The sequence below is a fragment of the Stenotrophomonas sp. YJH_SMC_73 genome (genome assembly GCF_059370155.1).
Map to the genome: position 1 here is coordinate 1 of NZ_JCAFTJ010000007.1, position 15,885 is coordinate 15,885.

The window sequence follows — 15,885 nt, forward strand, 5'->3', positions numbered from 1 at the left end:
GCATTTTTGTGGGTGCCGAGCTTGCTCGGCACGCCGACAGCGTTCCCGTTCGCGGCTTCTCCGAACGGCGCCGACCAAGGTCGGCATCTACCGAAAGCCACGCAGCCGGAACGAAAATGCCGCCCTTGCAGGCGGCATTTTCTGTAGGTGCCGAGCTTGCTCGGCACGCCGATAGCGCTTCCGGTTGCGGCTTCTCCGAACGGCGCCGACCAAGGTCGGCATCTACCGAAAGCCATCGGCCGGAACGAAAATGCCGCCCTTGCAGGCGGCATTTTTGTGGGTGCCGAGCTTGCTCGGCGCCGTTCCAACCGCAGTCGAGCATGGCTCGACTCTACAGAAGCCGGTTACACCGCCGAGGCGGCGACCTTCTCCAGGATGCGCTTGCCGCTGCTCTCCAACGCCGCGTCTTCCTGGGCCTTCTGCTGCTGTGCCAGCTTCGCACCCGGGCACTGCGCCAGCATGTAGTTGGCGTCGAAGTTGAGCTTTTCCACCAGGAAATCGACGAACGCCCGCACCTTCGGCGAGACCAGGCGGCCACCGGCGAACACGGCGTTGAAGTCCACTTCCGGGCCGGTCCAGCCGGCCAGCACGCGCCGTACCATGCCGGACTCGACGAACGGCTTGGCCATCACATCACCGGTCAGCAGCAGGCCTTCGCCACACACCAGTGCACCATTAAGCGCAGACATGTCGTTGGCGGTCATCAGCGGGGTGACCGGGAAGTCACGCAGCTCGCCGCCGTTCTCGCCCAGCTGCCAGGTGAAGCGCGGTGAATTGCCAGTGTGATACGGCTTGCGCATCGCCAGGATGCGATGGAACTGCAGTTCTTCCGGATGCAGCGGCTCACCATAGCGCTCGATGTAGGCCGGGCTGGCGAACACCTGCGTGCGCAGGCTGCCCAGCTTGCGCGCGACCAGGTTGGAATCGGGCAGGGCGCCCACACGCAGCGCCAGATCCGCTTCGCCGGCAATCAGGTCCAGCTTCTCGTTGCCCATGTGCATGTCCAGGCGGATTTCCGGATACTGCGCATGGAACTGGCCCAGCAGCGGGGCGATCCAGGTGATGCCGATCGAATAGGGCACGGTGAAGCGCAGCCAGCCGCGCGGGCCGGACTGCAACTGGCTCACCGCGCTTTCGGCTTCTTCCAGCTCGCGCGCGATGCGCTGGCAATGCTCGTGGTAGATCGAGCCGGCTTCGGTCAGGCCGAGGCGGCGGGTGGTCCGGTGCAGCAGCCGCGCGCCCAGGCGCGTTTCCAGCTCCTGCACTTTGCGGCTGACCGTGGTCTTGGGCAGGCCGAGCGATTTGGCAGCGGCAATGAAACTGCCTTGCTCGACCACCTTGACGAAGATCAGCGTCTCGTTGAGATCGTGGGACATGGTCGGGGATCCTGGACGTCGGGGATGGGACAATCGTGACAGAACGATTGGACCGGGAGCGGGATGATTATTCCCCTTAATCAGGACTAATCAAGTAAAGGTTTGAGGTCTATCGTGGCGCCATTCGTGAAATGGAGCCCCCTCGCCATGAGCCTGCGCAACATTCTTGCCCGCTTCCGGCATGTCGGCCAGAACGCCCTGGACCTGGCGATGACCGTCGAAGCCCGTCCGAGTTCCTTGGTACACAAGGACTTTCGTGAGTTTACCGCGCCCATGCGTCAGCAGCGTGGCGGTGCCATCCGCCTGGCCCCGCACAAGGGTGACCGGCTGCGCCGGATCGGGACTATCCCGGATTTGGGAGGAAATGTCCCGTGAATGGGATACTGACGCCCGAAGTCCTGGTCCTCGGCGGCACCGGTGCCGTCGGCCAGGGCGTGGTCGGCGCATTGCTGGAAGCCGGCAGCCCGGTGCTGGTGGTTGGCCGCGACCCGGGTCGGCTGGCGGCGCTGCATGAGCAGTTCGCCGACGAGCCTGGCCTGGAGACGCTGCTGGGCTCGCTCAGCGATGACGGCTCGGCACGTGCCTTGGCCGAACGCATCGCGCAGCGCCCGCGTCCGCTGGCGGCGGTCATCGCCGCAATGGGTGGCCCCTACCGTCGCGGCCGGGTGACCGACCGCAATGGCGATGAGCTGTTGGGGGCGATGCAGGCCGACCTGATGCCGCACGTGCACGCGGTGCGTCACCTGCTGCCACTGCTGCAGGACAACGTGCATGCACGCCGCTACGTGATGATCGGCAGCCCCGCCAACGCCAAGCCCTGGGCGGGCTACGGCGAGACCTCGATCACCACCGCCGCGCTGCGCATGTACGCGCAGGTGGTGCACCAGGAAGCGCAGGCACTGGGTGTGCGCGCGCAGATGCTGGAAGTCTGCAGTCCGGTGTGCACCCCGGCCAACGCGGCCAATGCGTGCATCGAGTGGCCAAGCTCGTTGCTGGTCGGTCGTCGTGTGGTCTCCCTGCTGGACGGCTGCCGCGACAACCGCGCCATCGTCCGCTGCGACAGCAGCGATGCCGAACTGCCGCGCGGCCTGCTGCACCTGGATGTCCCTCCACTGTGGCGCGATACCGCGGGCATCGCTTGACCTCGACCATGGTTGAGGTCGCAGTATGCGCCGCCGATTTTTGCAACACGTTCTCATATAGCTGTACCACCCCTCCGTACGGATGCATGCCATGACTTCCCCCAATACCACCCCACATCGTTTCGGCCATCGCATCGCGATGGTCGGCGTGTCGATCCTCGCCGCGGCCGTGCTTGCGGCCTGCAGCGGCGGCCATGCCGAAGAGGCCGGTGCTCCGCCGCCGCCGCAGGTCAGCGCCGCGCCGGTGCTGGTCAAGCAGGTCAGCCAGTGGGACGAGTTCAGCGGCCGCGTCGAAGCGGTGCAGAGCGTTGAACTGCGCCCGCGCGTGTCCGGCTACATCGACAAGGTCAACTACGTCGAAGGCCAGGAAGTGAAGAAGGGCGAAGTGCTCTTCACCATCGACGCGCGCAGCTACCAGGCCGAGTACGATCGCGCGGCCGCCGAGCTGGCCCGCGCCCGCACCCAGGCCACGCTGGCCCGCAGCGAGTCCGAGCGTGCCAAGCGGCTGTCCGAGCAGCAGGCGATCTCCACCGAGACCGCCGAGCAGCGCCGCGCGGCTGCCGACCAGTCCGGCGCCGCCGTGCAGGCCGCGCAGGCGGCTCTGGACGCAGCCCGCCTCAACCTGGAGTTCACCAAGGTGCGTGCACCGATCGATGGCCGTGCCGGCCGCGCGATGGTCACCGCCGGCAACCTGGTCACCGCCGGCGACAGCGCCAGCGTGCTGACCACGCTGGTCTCGCTGGATACCGTGTTCGTCTACTTCGATGCCGACGAAAGCACCTTCCTGCGCTACGCACAGATGGCACGCAAGGGCGAGCGCCCCAGCGAGCGTGACAGCGCGCTGCCGGTGAAGGTCGGCCTGTCCGGCGAAGAGGGCTACCCGCATGCGGGCAAGGTCGACTTCCTCGACAACCAGGTGGCCCGCAGCACCGGCACCATCCGCGTCCGTGCGCTGCTGGACAACGCCGACCGCCAGTTCACGCCGGGCCTGTTCGCCCGCGTGCAGCTGCTTGGCAGCGGCCAGTTCCAGGCCATGCTGATCGATGACAAGGCCGTGCTGACCGACCAGGACCGCAAGTACGTCTACGTGGTAGACAAGGATGGCAAGGCCCAGCGCCGCGACATCCAGCTCGGCCGCACCGCCGACGGCCTGCGCATTGTCGAGCACGGCCTTGCCGCCGGCGACAAGGTGATCATCGACGGCGTGCAGAAGGTCTTCATGCCGGGCATGCCGGTGCAGGCCAAGGCCGTGGCGATGCAGCCGCAGGCTGCGCCGGCACCGGGCCGCGATGCCACCGCCGCCCTGAACCACTGATCCGCCGGCTCCTGATCCGCGTCCCCGCTTAGCTGCCGGCGCCAGCGGCAGCCTTCCCTGCCTTCGTCATCCCGGCGAGGGGCAGGGTGGCTGTTGCCCGCCGGACGCCTTTCCCAGGAATTTCTCCATGGACTTTTCCCGTTTCTTCATCGACAGGCCGATCTTCGCGGCGGTGCTGTCGATCGTGATCTTCGCCGCAGGCCTGATCACGATTCCAATCCTGCCGATCAGCGAGTACCCCGAAGTGGTGCCGCCGTCGGTGGTCGTGCGCACGGTGTATCCGGGCGCCAACCCCAAGGTCATTGCCGAGACCGTCGCCACGCCGCTTGAAGAAGCGATCAACGGCGTCGAAGGCATGATGTACCTGAAGTCGGTTGCCGGCTCGGACGGCGTGCTGCAGATGACCGTCACCTTCCGCCCCGGTACCGATCCGGACGCGGCGGCGGTGAAGGTGCAGAACCGCGTGGCGCAGGCGCAGGCGCGCCTGCCCGAGGACGTGCGCCGGCAGGGCGTGACTACGCAGAAGCAGTCGCCAACCTTCCTGATGGTGGTGCACCTGACCTCGCCGCAAGGCAAGTACGACACCCTGTACCTGCGCAACTACGCCCGCCTGCACGTCAAGGATGCGCTGGCGCGTATTCCGGGCGTGGGTGACGCGCAGATCTTCGGTGGCGGCGACTACGCCATGCGTGCCTGGCTGGACCCGGACAAGGTGGCTTCGCGTGGCCTGACCGCCAGCGACGTGGTGCGTGCCATGCGCGAGCAGAACGTGCAGGTTTCGGCGGGCCAGCTCGGCGCCGAACCGTTGCCGAACAGCCAGTTCCTGACCCTGATCAACGCCCAGGGCCGCCTGAAGAGCGAAAAGGAATTCGGCGACATCGTGCTCAAGAGCGGCACCGATGGCGAGATCGTGCGCCTGGCCGACGTGGCCCGCCTTGAACTGGGTGCCGGTGACTACACCCTGCGCTCGCAGCTGGATGGCAAGAACGCGGTCGGTATCGGTATCTTCCAGTCGCCCGGTGCGAATGCGCTGGAGATTCGTGACCAGGTCATCTCGACGATGGACGAGATGCAGAAGACCATGCCGGCCGACGTGAAGTACGAAGCGGTGTATGACACCACCATCTTCGTGCGCGACTCGATCAAGGCCGTGGTCTCCACGCTGCTGGAAGCCATCGCCCTGGTGGTGCTGGTGGTGATCCTGTTCCTGCAGACCTGGCGTGCGTCGATCATCCCGTTGATCGCGGTGCCGGTGTCGGTGGTGGGTACCTTCGCCGCGTTGTACCTGCTGGGCTTCTCGATCAACACGTTGAGCCTGTTCGGCCTGGTGCTGGCGATCGGCATCGTGGTCGACGACGCGATCGTGGTGGTGGAGAACGTCGAGCGCAACATCGAGGAAGGCTTGTCACCCACCGCTGCGGCCCACCAGGCCATGCGTGAAGTGTCCGGCCCGATCGTGGCGATCGCGCTGGTGCTGTGTGCCGTGTTCGTGCCGATGGCCTTCCTGTCCGGCGTCACCGGCCAGTTCTACAAGCAGTTCGCAGTCACCATCGCCATCTCCACGGTGATCTCGGCGATCAACTCGCTGACCCTGTCGCCGGCCCTGGCCGCGCGCCTTCTGAAGGCCCATGGTGCTCCGAAGGATGCGCCGAGCCGCCTGATCGACCGCCTGTTCGGCTGGGTGTTCCGTCCGTTCAACCGCTTCTTCAAGTCCAGCTCGGAGAAGTACGAGCGTGGCGTAGCCCGCATCCTCGGCCGTCGTGGCGCGGTGTTCGTGGTCTACGCGATCCTGCTGGTCGGTACCGGCGTGATCTTCAAGCTGGTGCCGCCGGGCTTCATCCCGACCCAGGACAAGCTGTACCTGATCGCCGGTGTGAAGCTGCCGGAAGGTTCGTCGATCGCGCGCACCGATGAAATGCTGCGCAAGGTCGCCAAGATCGCCCAGGAAACCGATGGCGTGGCCCACACCATCTCGTTCCCGGGTCTGAACGCGCTGCAGTTCACCAACACGCCGAACACCGGTGTGGCGTTCATCCCGCTCAAGCCGTTTGCCGAGCGCCATGGCCGCACCGCCGCACAGATCAATGCCGAGATCAACCAGAAGATCGCCGGCCTGCAGGAAGGCTTCGCGTTCGCGATGATGCCGCCGCCGATCCTCGGCCTGGGCAACGGCAACGGCTACCAGATGTTCATCGAGGACCGTGGCAACCTGGGTTACGGCGCGCTGCAGAACGCGGTGCAGGCAATGCAGGGCACCGTTGCGCAGACGCCGGGCATGGCCTTCCCGATCAGCAGCTACCAGGCCAACGTGCCGCAGCTGGATGCCGAAGTGGACCGCGTCAAGGCCAAGGCGCAGGGCGTGCAGCTCACCGAGCTGTTCGACACCCTGCAGACCTACCTCGGTTCGGCCTACGTCAACGACTTCAACCAGTTCGGCCGTACCTGGCAGGTGATCGCCCAGGCCGACGGTCCGTTCCGCGAGACGGTCGAGGACATCGGCAAGCTGCGTACCCGCAACGACCGCGGCGAGATGGTGCCGATCGGTTCGATGGTCACCATCAAGCAGACCTTCGGCCCGGACCCGGTGCTGCGCTTCAATGGCTATCCGGCAGCAGACCTGGCCGGTGAGGCCGACCCGCGCCTGCTGTCCTCGGCCGAGGCGATGAACAAGCTGACCGAGATCGCCGGCAAGGTGCTGCCGGTGGGCATGACCACCGAATGGACCGACCTGAGCTACCAGCAGGCGACCCAGGGCAAGGCGGCCTTCATCGTGTTCCCGGTGGCGATCATGCTGGCCTTCCTGGTGCTGGCCGCGCTGTACGAGAGCTGGTCGCTGCCGCTGGCGGTGATCCTGATCGTGCCGATGACCCTGCTGTCCGCGCTGTTCGGCGTGTGGCTGACCGGTGGCGACAACAACGTGTTCGTGCAGGTTGGCCTGGTGGTGCTGATGGGCCTGGCGTGCAAGAACGCGATCCTGATCGTCGAATTCGCCAGAGAGCTGGAGATGGGCGGCAAGGGCATCGTTGAAGCCGCGCTGGAAGCCTGCCGCCTGCGTCTGCGCCCGATCGTGATGACCTCCATCGCCTTCATCGCCGGTACCGTGCCGCTGGTGCTGTCGCACGGCGCGGGTGCCGAGGTGCGCTCGGTGACCGGTATCACCGTGTTCGCCGGCATGCTGGGCGTGACCCTGTTCGGCCTGTTCCTCACCCCGGTGTTCTACGTGGCCCTGCGCAAGTTCGTCACCCGCAACGGCGGTGGCCAGCTGGTGCAGCACGGCGAGCCGACCATCCACCACTGACTTGGAACCCCGTCGCCGCCGGTCACTGGCCGGCGGCGGCTTTCCCCTCACAAGGCATGCATCCATGAATACCCATCAGAACAAGATCGCGCTGGTCACCGGCGCCACCCGTGGCATCGGCCTGGAAACCGTGCGCCAGCTGGCCCAGGCAGGTGTGCATACGCTGCTGGCCGGTCGCAAGCGCGATACGGCGGTGGAGCTGGCACTGAAGCTGCAGGCTGAAGGCCTGCCGGTCGAAGCCCTGCAACTGGACGTGACCGACGCGGCCAGCATCGCCGAAGCGGTGGAGCAGGTGCGCCAGCGTCACGGCCGCCTCGACATCCTGGTCAACAATGCCGGCATCATGATCGAGAACCCGGCGCAGGCGCCGTCGGAGCAGTCGCTCGACACCTGGAAGCGTACCTTCGACACCAACGTGTATGCGCTGGTCGCAGTAACCCAGGCATTCCTGCCGCTTGTCAAGCAGGCCAAGTCCGGGCGCATCGTCAACGTGTCGAGCATGCTCGGCTCGCAGACCCTGCACGCGGATCCCTCATCGGGCATCTACGACTTCAAGATTCCCGCCTACAACGCGTCCAAGGCCGCGGTGAACAGTTGGACCCTGAGCCTGGCCTACGAGCTGCGCAACACCCCGATCAAGGTCAATACCGTGCATCCGGGTTACGTGAAGACCGACATGAACGGCGGCAACGGCGAAATCGAAATCGCCGAAGGCGCGCGCTCCAGCGTGCAGATGGCGCTGATCGGCGAATCCGGTGCCAGCGGCAGCTTCACCTACCTGGGCGAGGTGCTGCCATGGTGATCCGCACGTTAGCGATGACCGTCTCCAGCCTGGTGCTGGCAGGCTGTGTCAGCGTCGGCCCGAACTACAAGGCCCCGGTGCAGGAACCGGTGGTCCTGCAGAGCGCACAGCAGCCGGTCTTCAGCACCGTTTCGCCGGTGGCCAGCTGGTGGGCGCAGTTCGATGATCCGGTGCTGGAACAGCTGGTGCATGGCGCCCTGTCGGACAACCTGGACCTGCGCGTGGCCGTGGCCCGCGTCAGCCAGGCCCGCGCGGTGTTCGTCGAAAGCCGTTTCGACCAGGCGCCGCACATCACCGCTGGCGGCAGCTACGACCGCCGCAAGCAACCCGATCCGCAGCTGGGTGGGCAGCGGGTGTTCAGTGAAAGCTACCAGCTCGGCTTCGACGCCGGCTGGGAGCTGGATCTGTTCGGCCGCAAGCGCCGTGCCGCTGAGGCCGCACGCGCCGACCTCGGTGCCGAGCAGGCCAACCTGGCCGATGCGCAGGTACTGGTCGCCGCCGAAGTGGCACGCAATTACTTCGAGCTGCGCGGAACGCAGAAGCGCATCGCGGTGGCCCAGCACACGCTGGAAAACCTGCGCGATACGCAGAAGCTGACCGAGGCGCGCTGGGAACTGGGCGCGGGAAGCGAGCTGGATGTGCAGAGCAGCCGCGCCCGCCTGAAGGCGATCGAGGCCGACATCCCGTTGCTGGAAGTGGCCGAGGCGCAGTCGCGCAACCGGCTGGCCGTGCTGCTCGGCCAGCGCCCGGAAGTGCTGACCGACATGCTCGCGCCGCACGACGTGCCGGCCTTCGCCAAGGCGCTGCCGCTGGGCGATACCCGCGAACTGCTGCGCCAGCGCGCCGACGTGCGCGCGGCCGAGCGTCGCCTGGCGGCTGCGACCGCACGCGTGGGCGTGGCCACCGCGGACCTGTTCCCGCGGTTGTCGCTGTCCGGCTTCGTCGGGTTCCTCGGCGGCGATGCCAGTGGCCTGGTCAATGGCAACAACAAGGCCTGGTCGCTGACCCCGTCGCTGAGCTGGGCAGCATTCGACTTCGGTACCGTGCGTGCACGCCTGCGTGCCAGCAAGGCTGAAGCCGAAGGCGTGGCCGCGCAGTACGAGCAGGCCGTGCTGCTGGCGCTGGAAGATACCGAGAACGCGCTGACCCGCTATTCCAAGCAGCAGGCACGGCTGGCGATCGTGGTCGAGCAGGCACAGGCCGCACGGCGTGCCGAATCACTGGCACAGATCCGCTATCGCGAAGGCTCGGAAGACTTCCTGACCCTGCTGGATGCGCAGCGCACGCAGCTGGCGGCCGATGACGCCCTGGCGGCGGCCGAGTCCGAAGTCAATGTCAGCGTGGTGGGCGTGTACAAGGCGCTGGGCGGCTGGGGGCAATCACCGCAGCAACCGAGCGTGGCGCAGGTGCAGTAACCGCAGGGGACGGAGGCAGTGGCTTCCGTCCCCTCCTGCTTTCAGGGCCACTGATTGGCCGGCACCTCGCGCTCGCGCATGCGCACGATGCAGAAGCGATGGCCGGTCGGTGCTTCCATCACCCACCAGCGTTTGACGAAGCCTATCCGGCGCGCGCCGAGCTTCTCCAGGCGGTCGGCCTCGGCATCGATGTCGTCGCTCTCGATGTCCAGGTGCACCCGTGACGGGTGATCGACCCGCTGGACTTCCACGTTCAAGCCCGCCGGTGCACCCAGCAGGTCGGCATACTCGGCGCCCCCTTCGACACGCGCCGCCTGTGCCTGCAGGCCGAGCGCGGCGGCCCAGAAGCCGGCACCTGCGTCGGCGGGAAGGTCCTGGCAGTCGATGATGAATCCAGCCAGCCGGCTCTGGTGGGCCATGTCCTGCTCCGCAGTTCGGGGGAGGAGGCAGGGTAACGCGATGCGTTCCGCGTACATCTTCACCTTCGTGACGTTTCTGACTCTGCCGGAATGCCGGCCCGACGTGTAACAAGTGGGTCAGGCACTCGGGAGGACAGGCGATGGCGGATGGAAGGCGGGATACCCAACGGATGTTGTTCGGCGATCCGGGTCCACCCGGTGCGGGTCTGTCAGTGGCGGTCGTGGTGCTGCTGGTGCTGGCGACGATGGCGGCGGCGGTCGGTTTCCTGCGCCTGCAGGATTCGATGTTGGGGCTGGGCCTGATTGGCGTGGCCGTGTTCCTGGCGATCGGGGCCCGCATCTGCCAGGCGCGCGACCAGCATCAGGCGCTGTATCGCCTGCTGTCGCGGCAGCCACCGCCGTAGCGGCGGCTGCCGTGGCTGCTCAGTGCCTGGGCCAGTCCAGTTCGACCACCAGCGGGAAATGATCCGATGGCAGCACGCCACCGATGCGGCGGTCATCGGTCAGGAAGCTGCGCGCATGGAAGCCGCGCACCAGGACCCAGTCCAGCTGCACGGTGGCCTTGCCGGTGAAATCGTGGAAGGTCAGCCGCGGGCCCTGCGGAGCCTTCACCTGGGTACGGGTGTCCTGCAGCACGCGGGTGAATGCCTTGTAGGTGTCGCCGCCGGGTTCGCTGTTGAAGTCGCCGGTCAGCACGACGGGCAGATCGGCCGGCAGGTTGGCCACGCGCTTGCCGATCAGTTCGGCACCCTTGACCCGCCGCGGCTCGTCTTCGTCGCGGTAGGGCAGGTGGGTGTTCATGAAGTAGAAGCGGCGGCCGTCGTCGATGCGGCGGAACAGCGCCCAGGTGACCATGCGTGGATACAGGTTGCCCCAAGTGATGCTGCCGGGCACATCGGGCGTATCGGACAACCAGAAGTTGCCTGATTCCTCGATCGCCAGCACCTTGCTGTCGTAGAACACGCCCATGTGCTCGTCGCCGCTGCCGCCGCGGCGGCCCTCGCCGAACCAACGGTAGCCGGGGAGGTGTCCTGCCAGGTACTCGGCCTGCTCCTGCACCAGTTCCTGGGTGCCGATCACCGCCGGGTGCGCATCGAGGATGACCTTCACCATCGCGTCGCGACGGTCGGGCCAGCGCTTGCCCGGCTCGGTATCGGCCGGGGTGCGCACATTGAACGACATCACCTTCAACGGCGCGGGGGCTGCGGCCCAGGCGCTGGTCGCAGGCAGGGCAAGCGCCAGCAGCGCAGACAGTACAGGGCGACGGAAACGCGACAACATCGTGGAATCCCTCCATTCCATGAAAACGGTTTCATGGAGCATCGCACGGATTGCCTGTTCATGGCTGTGCGCGCGCTGGCGGTATCCGCCGGTCGCCGCGGCGTATTCAGCAGGGCCTTTGACAGCGCATTGACCCGCCCGCGCGGGCCTGCGTGCTAGAACGGCGCTGCCGGCCACTGAACCCGGCACCGCAGCAACCATCAACGGAACCACAAGGAGCTGTGCCATGACACGATTGATTCGCGCCCTGCAGGTGTCGCTGAACCTGCGTTCGGACAATTCCACGCAGTGCATCCGTTCCAAGTATCGCTACTGGAATATCTTCTGACCGGAAGGACTCCACGTATTCGATGACATCGCCAGGGAGGGTCGATGATCTTCCCTGGCATTGGAGGCAGGGCATGGATGAGCGTGCAGCGGATGCGGAAGTGGTTTCCATCGACGACCTGCTCGAACGCGTGCGTCGCGAAGGGCCGGTACTGCGCTTCAACAATGATGTCGTCGGCATCTTTGATCCGGCCCTGGCGGTCAGGATCGACAAGGCCAACACCGACCAGCACACCGTACCGGATTCACTGATTGATTTTCTCGGGCTGCGCAGTGGCAGGGACCCTGTTGCGTGGCGCGAGGTGCGGGCGTTGCTGAGCGAGCAGGCCGGGCGGCTGGCCAGTCCCGGCCACATGCGCGACCTCTACACGCGCATGCACGGCTTCCTTGCCCAGCGCGCGGACAGGCCGCATGACCTCAGCGAACTGAGCTGGTGGACGATCTCGCAGTCGCTGTTGCCGATGCTGATCGACGGCCTCAGTCGATCCGACGTCGATGCGCTCATCGGTGAGCAGAAGACCCGATACAACGCCATCGTGCTGCAGAACTTCTCGTTCTGGCGGCGGATCATCGACTTCCATCTTTCCCGCCGCGCGGCCCGCACGGTGTCGCGGCACATCCGGCGTCGTGCGCGCCAGACCGTGCCGCGCGAGGACTTCCTGCAATCCCTGCTGCCGCTGGTGCAGCGGGTCGGGGTGGACCGCGTGGCCTATCTGGTGTCGATGGTGCTGGCCGGCATGTCGGGCCTGCCGGGCATCACGGCGGCCAGCCTGCTGTACGCGATGCATCGATTTCCGCACTGGCAGGCGCGCATCCGCGAGGAAACCTCGGCGCTCAGCCTGGAGCAGTTGTATGCGCTGCCGATCAAGTCGCTGCCGTGCACGTCGCGTTTCGTCAAGGAAACCCTGCGGCTGTGGCCGGGACTGTTCGCCCTGCATCGTCCGGCCTCGCACGATATCGATATCGAGGGCGTGTGCATCCGCAAGGGCGGGGCATACGAGTTGTCGTCCTACTTCCAGCATCATTCGCCGGAGTACTGGCAGAACCCGGACAGCTTCGATCCTGATCGCTGGTTGCCGGAGCGACGCCAGGCCAACAAGGGGGCCTACGTGCCCTTCGGATTTTCCTCGCGGGCCTGCATCGGCAGTGCGGTCGGCCACGCGCAGCTGCTGCTGTTCTGCGCATTGGTGACCCGCGATTTCGAGTTGACGGTACAGGATGAGCCCACACCGTGGATGCAGCTGGAAGGCTTTGCCATTCCGGTCGATTTCATCGGTACGCTGACGCCGCGGCACGCCTGACAGCATCTGTACTGCCTGGCTCAGTCTTCAATCTCGCCACGGCGGCCTGCCGCGCGCACCGCCTGCGCGGTGGTGGCCACGCCGAGCCGTTGTCGCGCTCGCCGCAGGTGGTTCTCCACCGTGCGTGCAGACAGCCCCAGCGTGGCCGCGATCTCCGCCTGGCGCCGTCCAGCGGCGACCCAGCGCAGCACCTCGCGTTCGCGTGCGCTCAACGCGCCTGCGCGAACATCCGCGGGCGCCTCGGCGAGCTGGCGCGCCGCACGGAAGGCTGACCTTCCGACCATTTCCAGCAGCAGGCGCGCGCTGGCGGATGCATCAATCGAGGTGCCGGCGAAACTGACCGCACCCTCCAGGCCGGTCGGGCCGAACACCGGAACCTGTAATCCATGCAGGCCATCGCCGCGCGGCTGCTTCACCACCTGATAGCGTTCGCCGCGCACGCCCTGGCGCTTGCTCCAGAAGAACGGCGCATTGCTGTCCAGTACATGGCGGTTGACCGGGCAGGCATGCAGGTAGCGGGCAAGTCCGGTATCGCTGCCGTCGCCGAACCAGTCACCCTCGATCCAGTACACGCGCTGCGCGTCGCGTTCCAGCCCGGTCCCGGTGGCAAACACCAGCAGTCGATCGTAGCCCAGGGGTGAGGCGGCGGCGCGCAGTACGCCGCCCACCGCGGGCAGTGACCGCGCCTGTTCCAGTTCCAGCAGCGCGGGCACCAGCGCAGGCATGTGCTCAGCGCCCCGCCAGTGCATCGAGCAGCGTACGTGCGGCCAGCTTGCCCAACGCGTTGCCGGCCAGCGGGCTGTCGCCGGTCAGCAGCAGGCGATCCTGCAGCACGCTGCCATCAACCCCCTCGTTGACGATCTGCACGCCCTGCTGCGCCAGGCGTTCACCGAAGAACCAACGCAGCTGCCCCGGCATGTAGCCGATCTCCGGTGTCTGCCGGTCCATTGCGTCGGGGAAGGCGCAGATGCGGTAACCACGGAACAGCGAGCCACCGTCGGCTTCGTCGACGCCCGCCGCCAGCAGCGCCGCCGGGCCATGGCAGAGCGTGATGATGTGGCGCTGCCCGGCCATGGCCCACTGCAGCGTGGCCTTCACCGCCGCGCTCTCCGGCAGGCCGATCAGTGCGCCGTGGCCACCGGGAATGAAGATGGCGGCATAGTCCGAATCGGCTCCCAGGCCGGCCACCACCTCATCCAGCTGCAACGGCTGGCGGAAGCGCGCCTCATAGCGTTCGTACAGGGCGCCGATCTCGCGGTCCTCGCGCGGGAAGGCCCACCATTCGAACTTGACGGCGTTGCCGGACAGCGTCGCCACGTCGATGTCGAAGCCGGCCTTGTCCAGGTGGTACATCGGCAGCAGGGTTTCCACCGGATGGTTGCCGGTGGAGAACAGGTGGCCATTGGCGGTCGGTAGATAACGCTCGTCGGCGGCGATCATCAGCACCTTCCAGCGGCCGTCGCGGCGCGCATCCGGATAGTCGGCCCCGGACAGGTCGCTCTGGGGCGAGGTGAACTGCGACAGCGAGTACGGCGACGGGAAGAAGGCATCGCGCTCGGCCGGATCGGGGCTGGGCTGGCGGCTGGGCTCTTGCGTGTTCATGCGGACCTCCGTTGGGGGAAAGTGAGCCCAGCATAGGAGGCCGCGTGCGCAGGCGCGATGAGGGATTCCCCTCAATGGACCACCACCCGGATGCTGCATCGCGCCACCGGCCCGGTTGGACAGCGGGATTATGTCGTGTTATCTAGCCGGTGCCGGGATAATTCCGGCATAACCACACAGCAAGCAAAGGAATGAAAATGAAAAGATTCGCCCGAGCATTGCGCGTCACTCTGAATATCCATCCGAACGAGAAGAGCAGTGTGTGGAATACCTGGCCGCTCTGGGTCGAGTTCTGATCCCGCGGGGCAACCCCGTGATTGAGCGGTAGCAAGACGAAGGGACTCGTCTTTCGAGTCCCTTCCTGCCGGAGACGCACTGCATGCAAGGGATGTCGAATGAAGGCAGCGCCATTGCTGCCGAGCGCCTGGCTGCGCGGGTGGAGCGCGAAGGACCGGTGCTGAAACTGGAAACCGGCGGTATCGGGGTGTTCTGCCCAGAACTGGCCGGCAAGGTCGACAAGGAGAATTCCGAGCACCTGTTCGTGGTCGAGTCGCTGGCCGACCTGTTCCGCCGGCACGAACGCGTGCGCTGGACCGAAGTGCGCAGCCTGATCGCCACGCGCAGTGCTGAGCTTACCGGAGCGCAGACCCTGGAGGCGCTGCAGTCGCGCATGCGGCAGGCGTTGGACGCACTGTGCGGGCGCGAGCTGGATGCCACGCCAGCCGTGTGGAAGGTGATGGCGCATCCGCTGGTGCCACTGGTGATCGACGGGCTCGACGCGCGCGGTACCGAGGCCATCGAACGCGCCCTGCATCTGCGCTACACAACCCAGGTCGAGCAGGTCATCCATCGGCGTCATCTGCTGCGCAACTTCCTCATCGGTCGTGGCGAATCGCGGGCGATCGCCGCCGAACTCAGGCGCCGGGTCCGCAGCGGACGTTCGCCGCTGGACTATGCACAGTCATTGTTGACCCTTCGCGAGCGCATCGGCCTGGACAAGGTCACCTACCTGGTCACCGTGCAGCTGATCGCCATTTCCGGGGTGCCCGGCATGATGGCCGCCTGCCTGCTGCTGGCGATGCAGATGCATCCACACTGGCGCCAGCGCATCGAGGAGGAATTCGCGCCGCTCTCGGATGCGGAGATCCATGCGCTGCCGATGGCCAGGATTCCCTGCACGATGCGCTTCCTGAAGGAAGTGATGCGGCTGTATTCCACGCCCTTCAACAACCGTCGGGTGGCCGCCTGCGATCTGCAGGTGGAAGGGCAGGCCATCGCCGAGGGCACGGTGTTCGAGCTGAGCTCGTTCATCCAGCATCGCTCGGCGAAATACTGGGATGACCCGCTGCAGTTCGATCCCGATCGCTGGCTGCCCGAGCGGCGCAAGCGCACGGCCGGCATCTATGTGCCTTATGGCTTCCCCACGCGCTCGTGCGTGGGATCGGCGGTGGGCAACGCGCAACTGGTACTGCTGTGTGCGCTGCTGGCGCGCGAATTCCGTTTCACCCCCAGCGCCGACTACCGGCCCGAGGTGCGCATGGAAGGCTTCGCGATTCCCGCGGCGCTGCACGGCACGTTCTCGCGCCATAAGGCCGGTGCCTGATCTG

General features: G+C 66.4%; 14 protein-coding genes. 9 read left to right on the forward strand and 5 right to left on the reverse strand.

Annotated elements, in window-relative coordinates; translation table 11 throughout:
* Positions 1-344: 344 nt before the first annotated feature.
* A complete protein-coding gene (locus AC5P8R_RS12535) occupies positions 345-1,376 on the reverse strand; it encodes a LysR family transcriptional regulator (RefSeq protein WP_032959145.1) in 1,032 nt (343 codons plus the stop codon).
* A 147-nt stretch (positions 1,377-1,523) separates the two neighbouring features.
* Between AC5P8R_RS12535 and AC5P8R_RS12540 the strand changes: the two genes are divergently transcribed.
* The 6 genes from AC5P8R_RS12540 to AC5P8R_RS12565 all read left to right on the forward strand — a co-directional run bounded on the left by AC5P8R_RS12540 (position 1,524) and on the right by AC5P8R_RS12565 (position 9,348).
* A complete protein-coding gene (locus AC5P8R_RS12540; RefSeq protein ID WP_134808747.1) occupies positions 1,524-1,751 on the forward strand; it encodes a hypothetical protein in 228 nt (75 codons plus the stop codon).
* The gene (locus AC5P8R_RS12545; protein WP_014646786.1) at positions 1,748-2,518 is read left to right on the forward strand and encodes an SDR family NAD(P)-dependent oxidoreductase; all 771 of its coding nucleotides are present in this window, start codon (positions 1,748-1,750) and stop codon (positions 2,516-2,518) included. The genes AC5P8R_RS12540 and AC5P8R_RS12545 overlap by 4 nt, the downstream gene beginning before the upstream one ends.
* Positions 2,519-2,609: 91 nt before the next feature.
* Positions 2,610-3,833 carry an efflux RND transporter periplasmic adaptor subunit gene (locus AC5P8R_RS12550; RefSeq protein WP_014646787.1) on the forward strand — a complete coding sequence of 408 codons (1,224 nt, stop codon included), beginning with the start codon at positions 2,610-2,612 and terminating at the stop codon, positions 3,831-3,833.
* A gap of 127 nt (positions 3,834-3,960) precedes the next feature.
* Positions 3,961-7,131, forward strand: a complete 3,171-nt coding sequence (locus tag AC5P8R_RS12555) for an efflux RND transporter permease subunit (RefSeq protein WP_014646788.1) — start codon at positions 3,961-3,963, stop codon at positions 7,129-7,131.
* A gap of 64 nt (positions 7,132-7,195) precedes the next feature.
* Positions 7,196-7,933, forward strand: a complete 738-nt coding sequence (locus tag AC5P8R_RS12560; RefSeq protein WP_014646789.1) for an SDR family oxidoreductase — start codon at positions 7,196-7,198, stop codon at positions 7,931-7,933.
* Entirely contained in the window at positions 7,927-9,348 is a 1,422-nt protein-coding gene (locus AC5P8R_RS12565) for an efflux transporter outer membrane subunit (protein WP_495223489.1), read from the forward strand. The genes AC5P8R_RS12560 and AC5P8R_RS12565 overlap by 7 nt, the downstream gene beginning before the upstream one ends.
* Before the next feature lie 41 nt (positions 9,349-9,389).
* On the opposite strand, the gene AC5P8R_RS12570 is transcribed toward AC5P8R_RS12565, so the two are convergent.
* A complete protein-coding gene (locus tag AC5P8R_RS12570; protein ID WP_014646791.1) occupies positions 9,390-9,767 on the reverse strand; it encodes a VOC family protein in 378 nt (125 codons plus the stop codon).
* Positions 9,768-9,907: 140 nt separating this feature from the next.
* Between AC5P8R_RS12570 and AC5P8R_RS12575 the strand changes: the two genes are divergently transcribed.
* Positions 9,908-10,171 (forward strand): hypothetical protein, encoded by a 264-nt coding sequence (locus tag AC5P8R_RS12575; RefSeq protein WP_032959134.1) that lies wholly within the window; start codon positions 9,908-9,910, stop codon positions 10,169-10,171.
* A gap of 19 nt (positions 10,172-10,190) precedes the next feature.
* On the opposite strand, the gene AC5P8R_RS12580 is transcribed toward AC5P8R_RS12575, so the two are convergent.
* Positions 10,191-11,048: an endonuclease/exonuclease/phosphatase family protein gene (locus AC5P8R_RS12580; protein WP_032959133.1), complete on the reverse strand. Its 858-nt coding sequence runs from the start codon at positions 11,046-11,048 to the stop codon at positions 10,191-10,193.
* A 401-nt stretch (positions 11,049-11,449) separates the two neighbouring features.
* Here AC5P8R_RS12580 and AC5P8R_RS12585 point away from each other — a divergent pair, with 401 nt between their 5' ends.
* Positions 11,450-12,676 carry a cytochrome P450 gene (locus tag AC5P8R_RS12585; protein ID WP_049404686.1) on the forward strand — a complete coding sequence of 409 codons (1,227 nt, stop codon included), beginning with the start codon at positions 11,450-11,452 and terminating at the stop codon, positions 12,674-12,676.
* Positions 12,677-12,696: 20 nt separating this feature from the next.
* Here the strand turns inward: AC5P8R_RS12585 and AC5P8R_RS12590 are convergent, their stop codons facing one another.
* A complete protein-coding gene (locus AC5P8R_RS12590; protein ID WP_329890631.1) occupies positions 12,697-13,401 on the reverse strand; it encodes a PA1136 family autoinducer-binding transcriptional regulator in 705 nt (234 codons plus the stop codon).
* A 4-nt stretch (positions 13,402-13,405) separates the two neighbouring features.
* Entirely contained in the window at positions 13,406-14,278 is an 873-nt protein-coding gene (gene hchA, locus AC5P8R_RS12595; protein ID WP_329890630.1) for a glyoxalase III HchA, read from the reverse strand.
* Positions 14,279-14,657: 379 nt separating this feature from the next.
* Between hchA and AC5P8R_RS12600 the strand changes: the two genes are divergently transcribed.
* Complete coding sequence (locus AC5P8R_RS12600) at positions 14,658-15,881, forward strand: cytochrome P450 (protein ID WP_148277521.1); 1,224 nt, start codon at positions 14,658-14,660, stop codon at positions 15,879-15,881.
* The last annotated feature ends 4 nt before the right edge of the window (positions 15,882-15,885 follow it).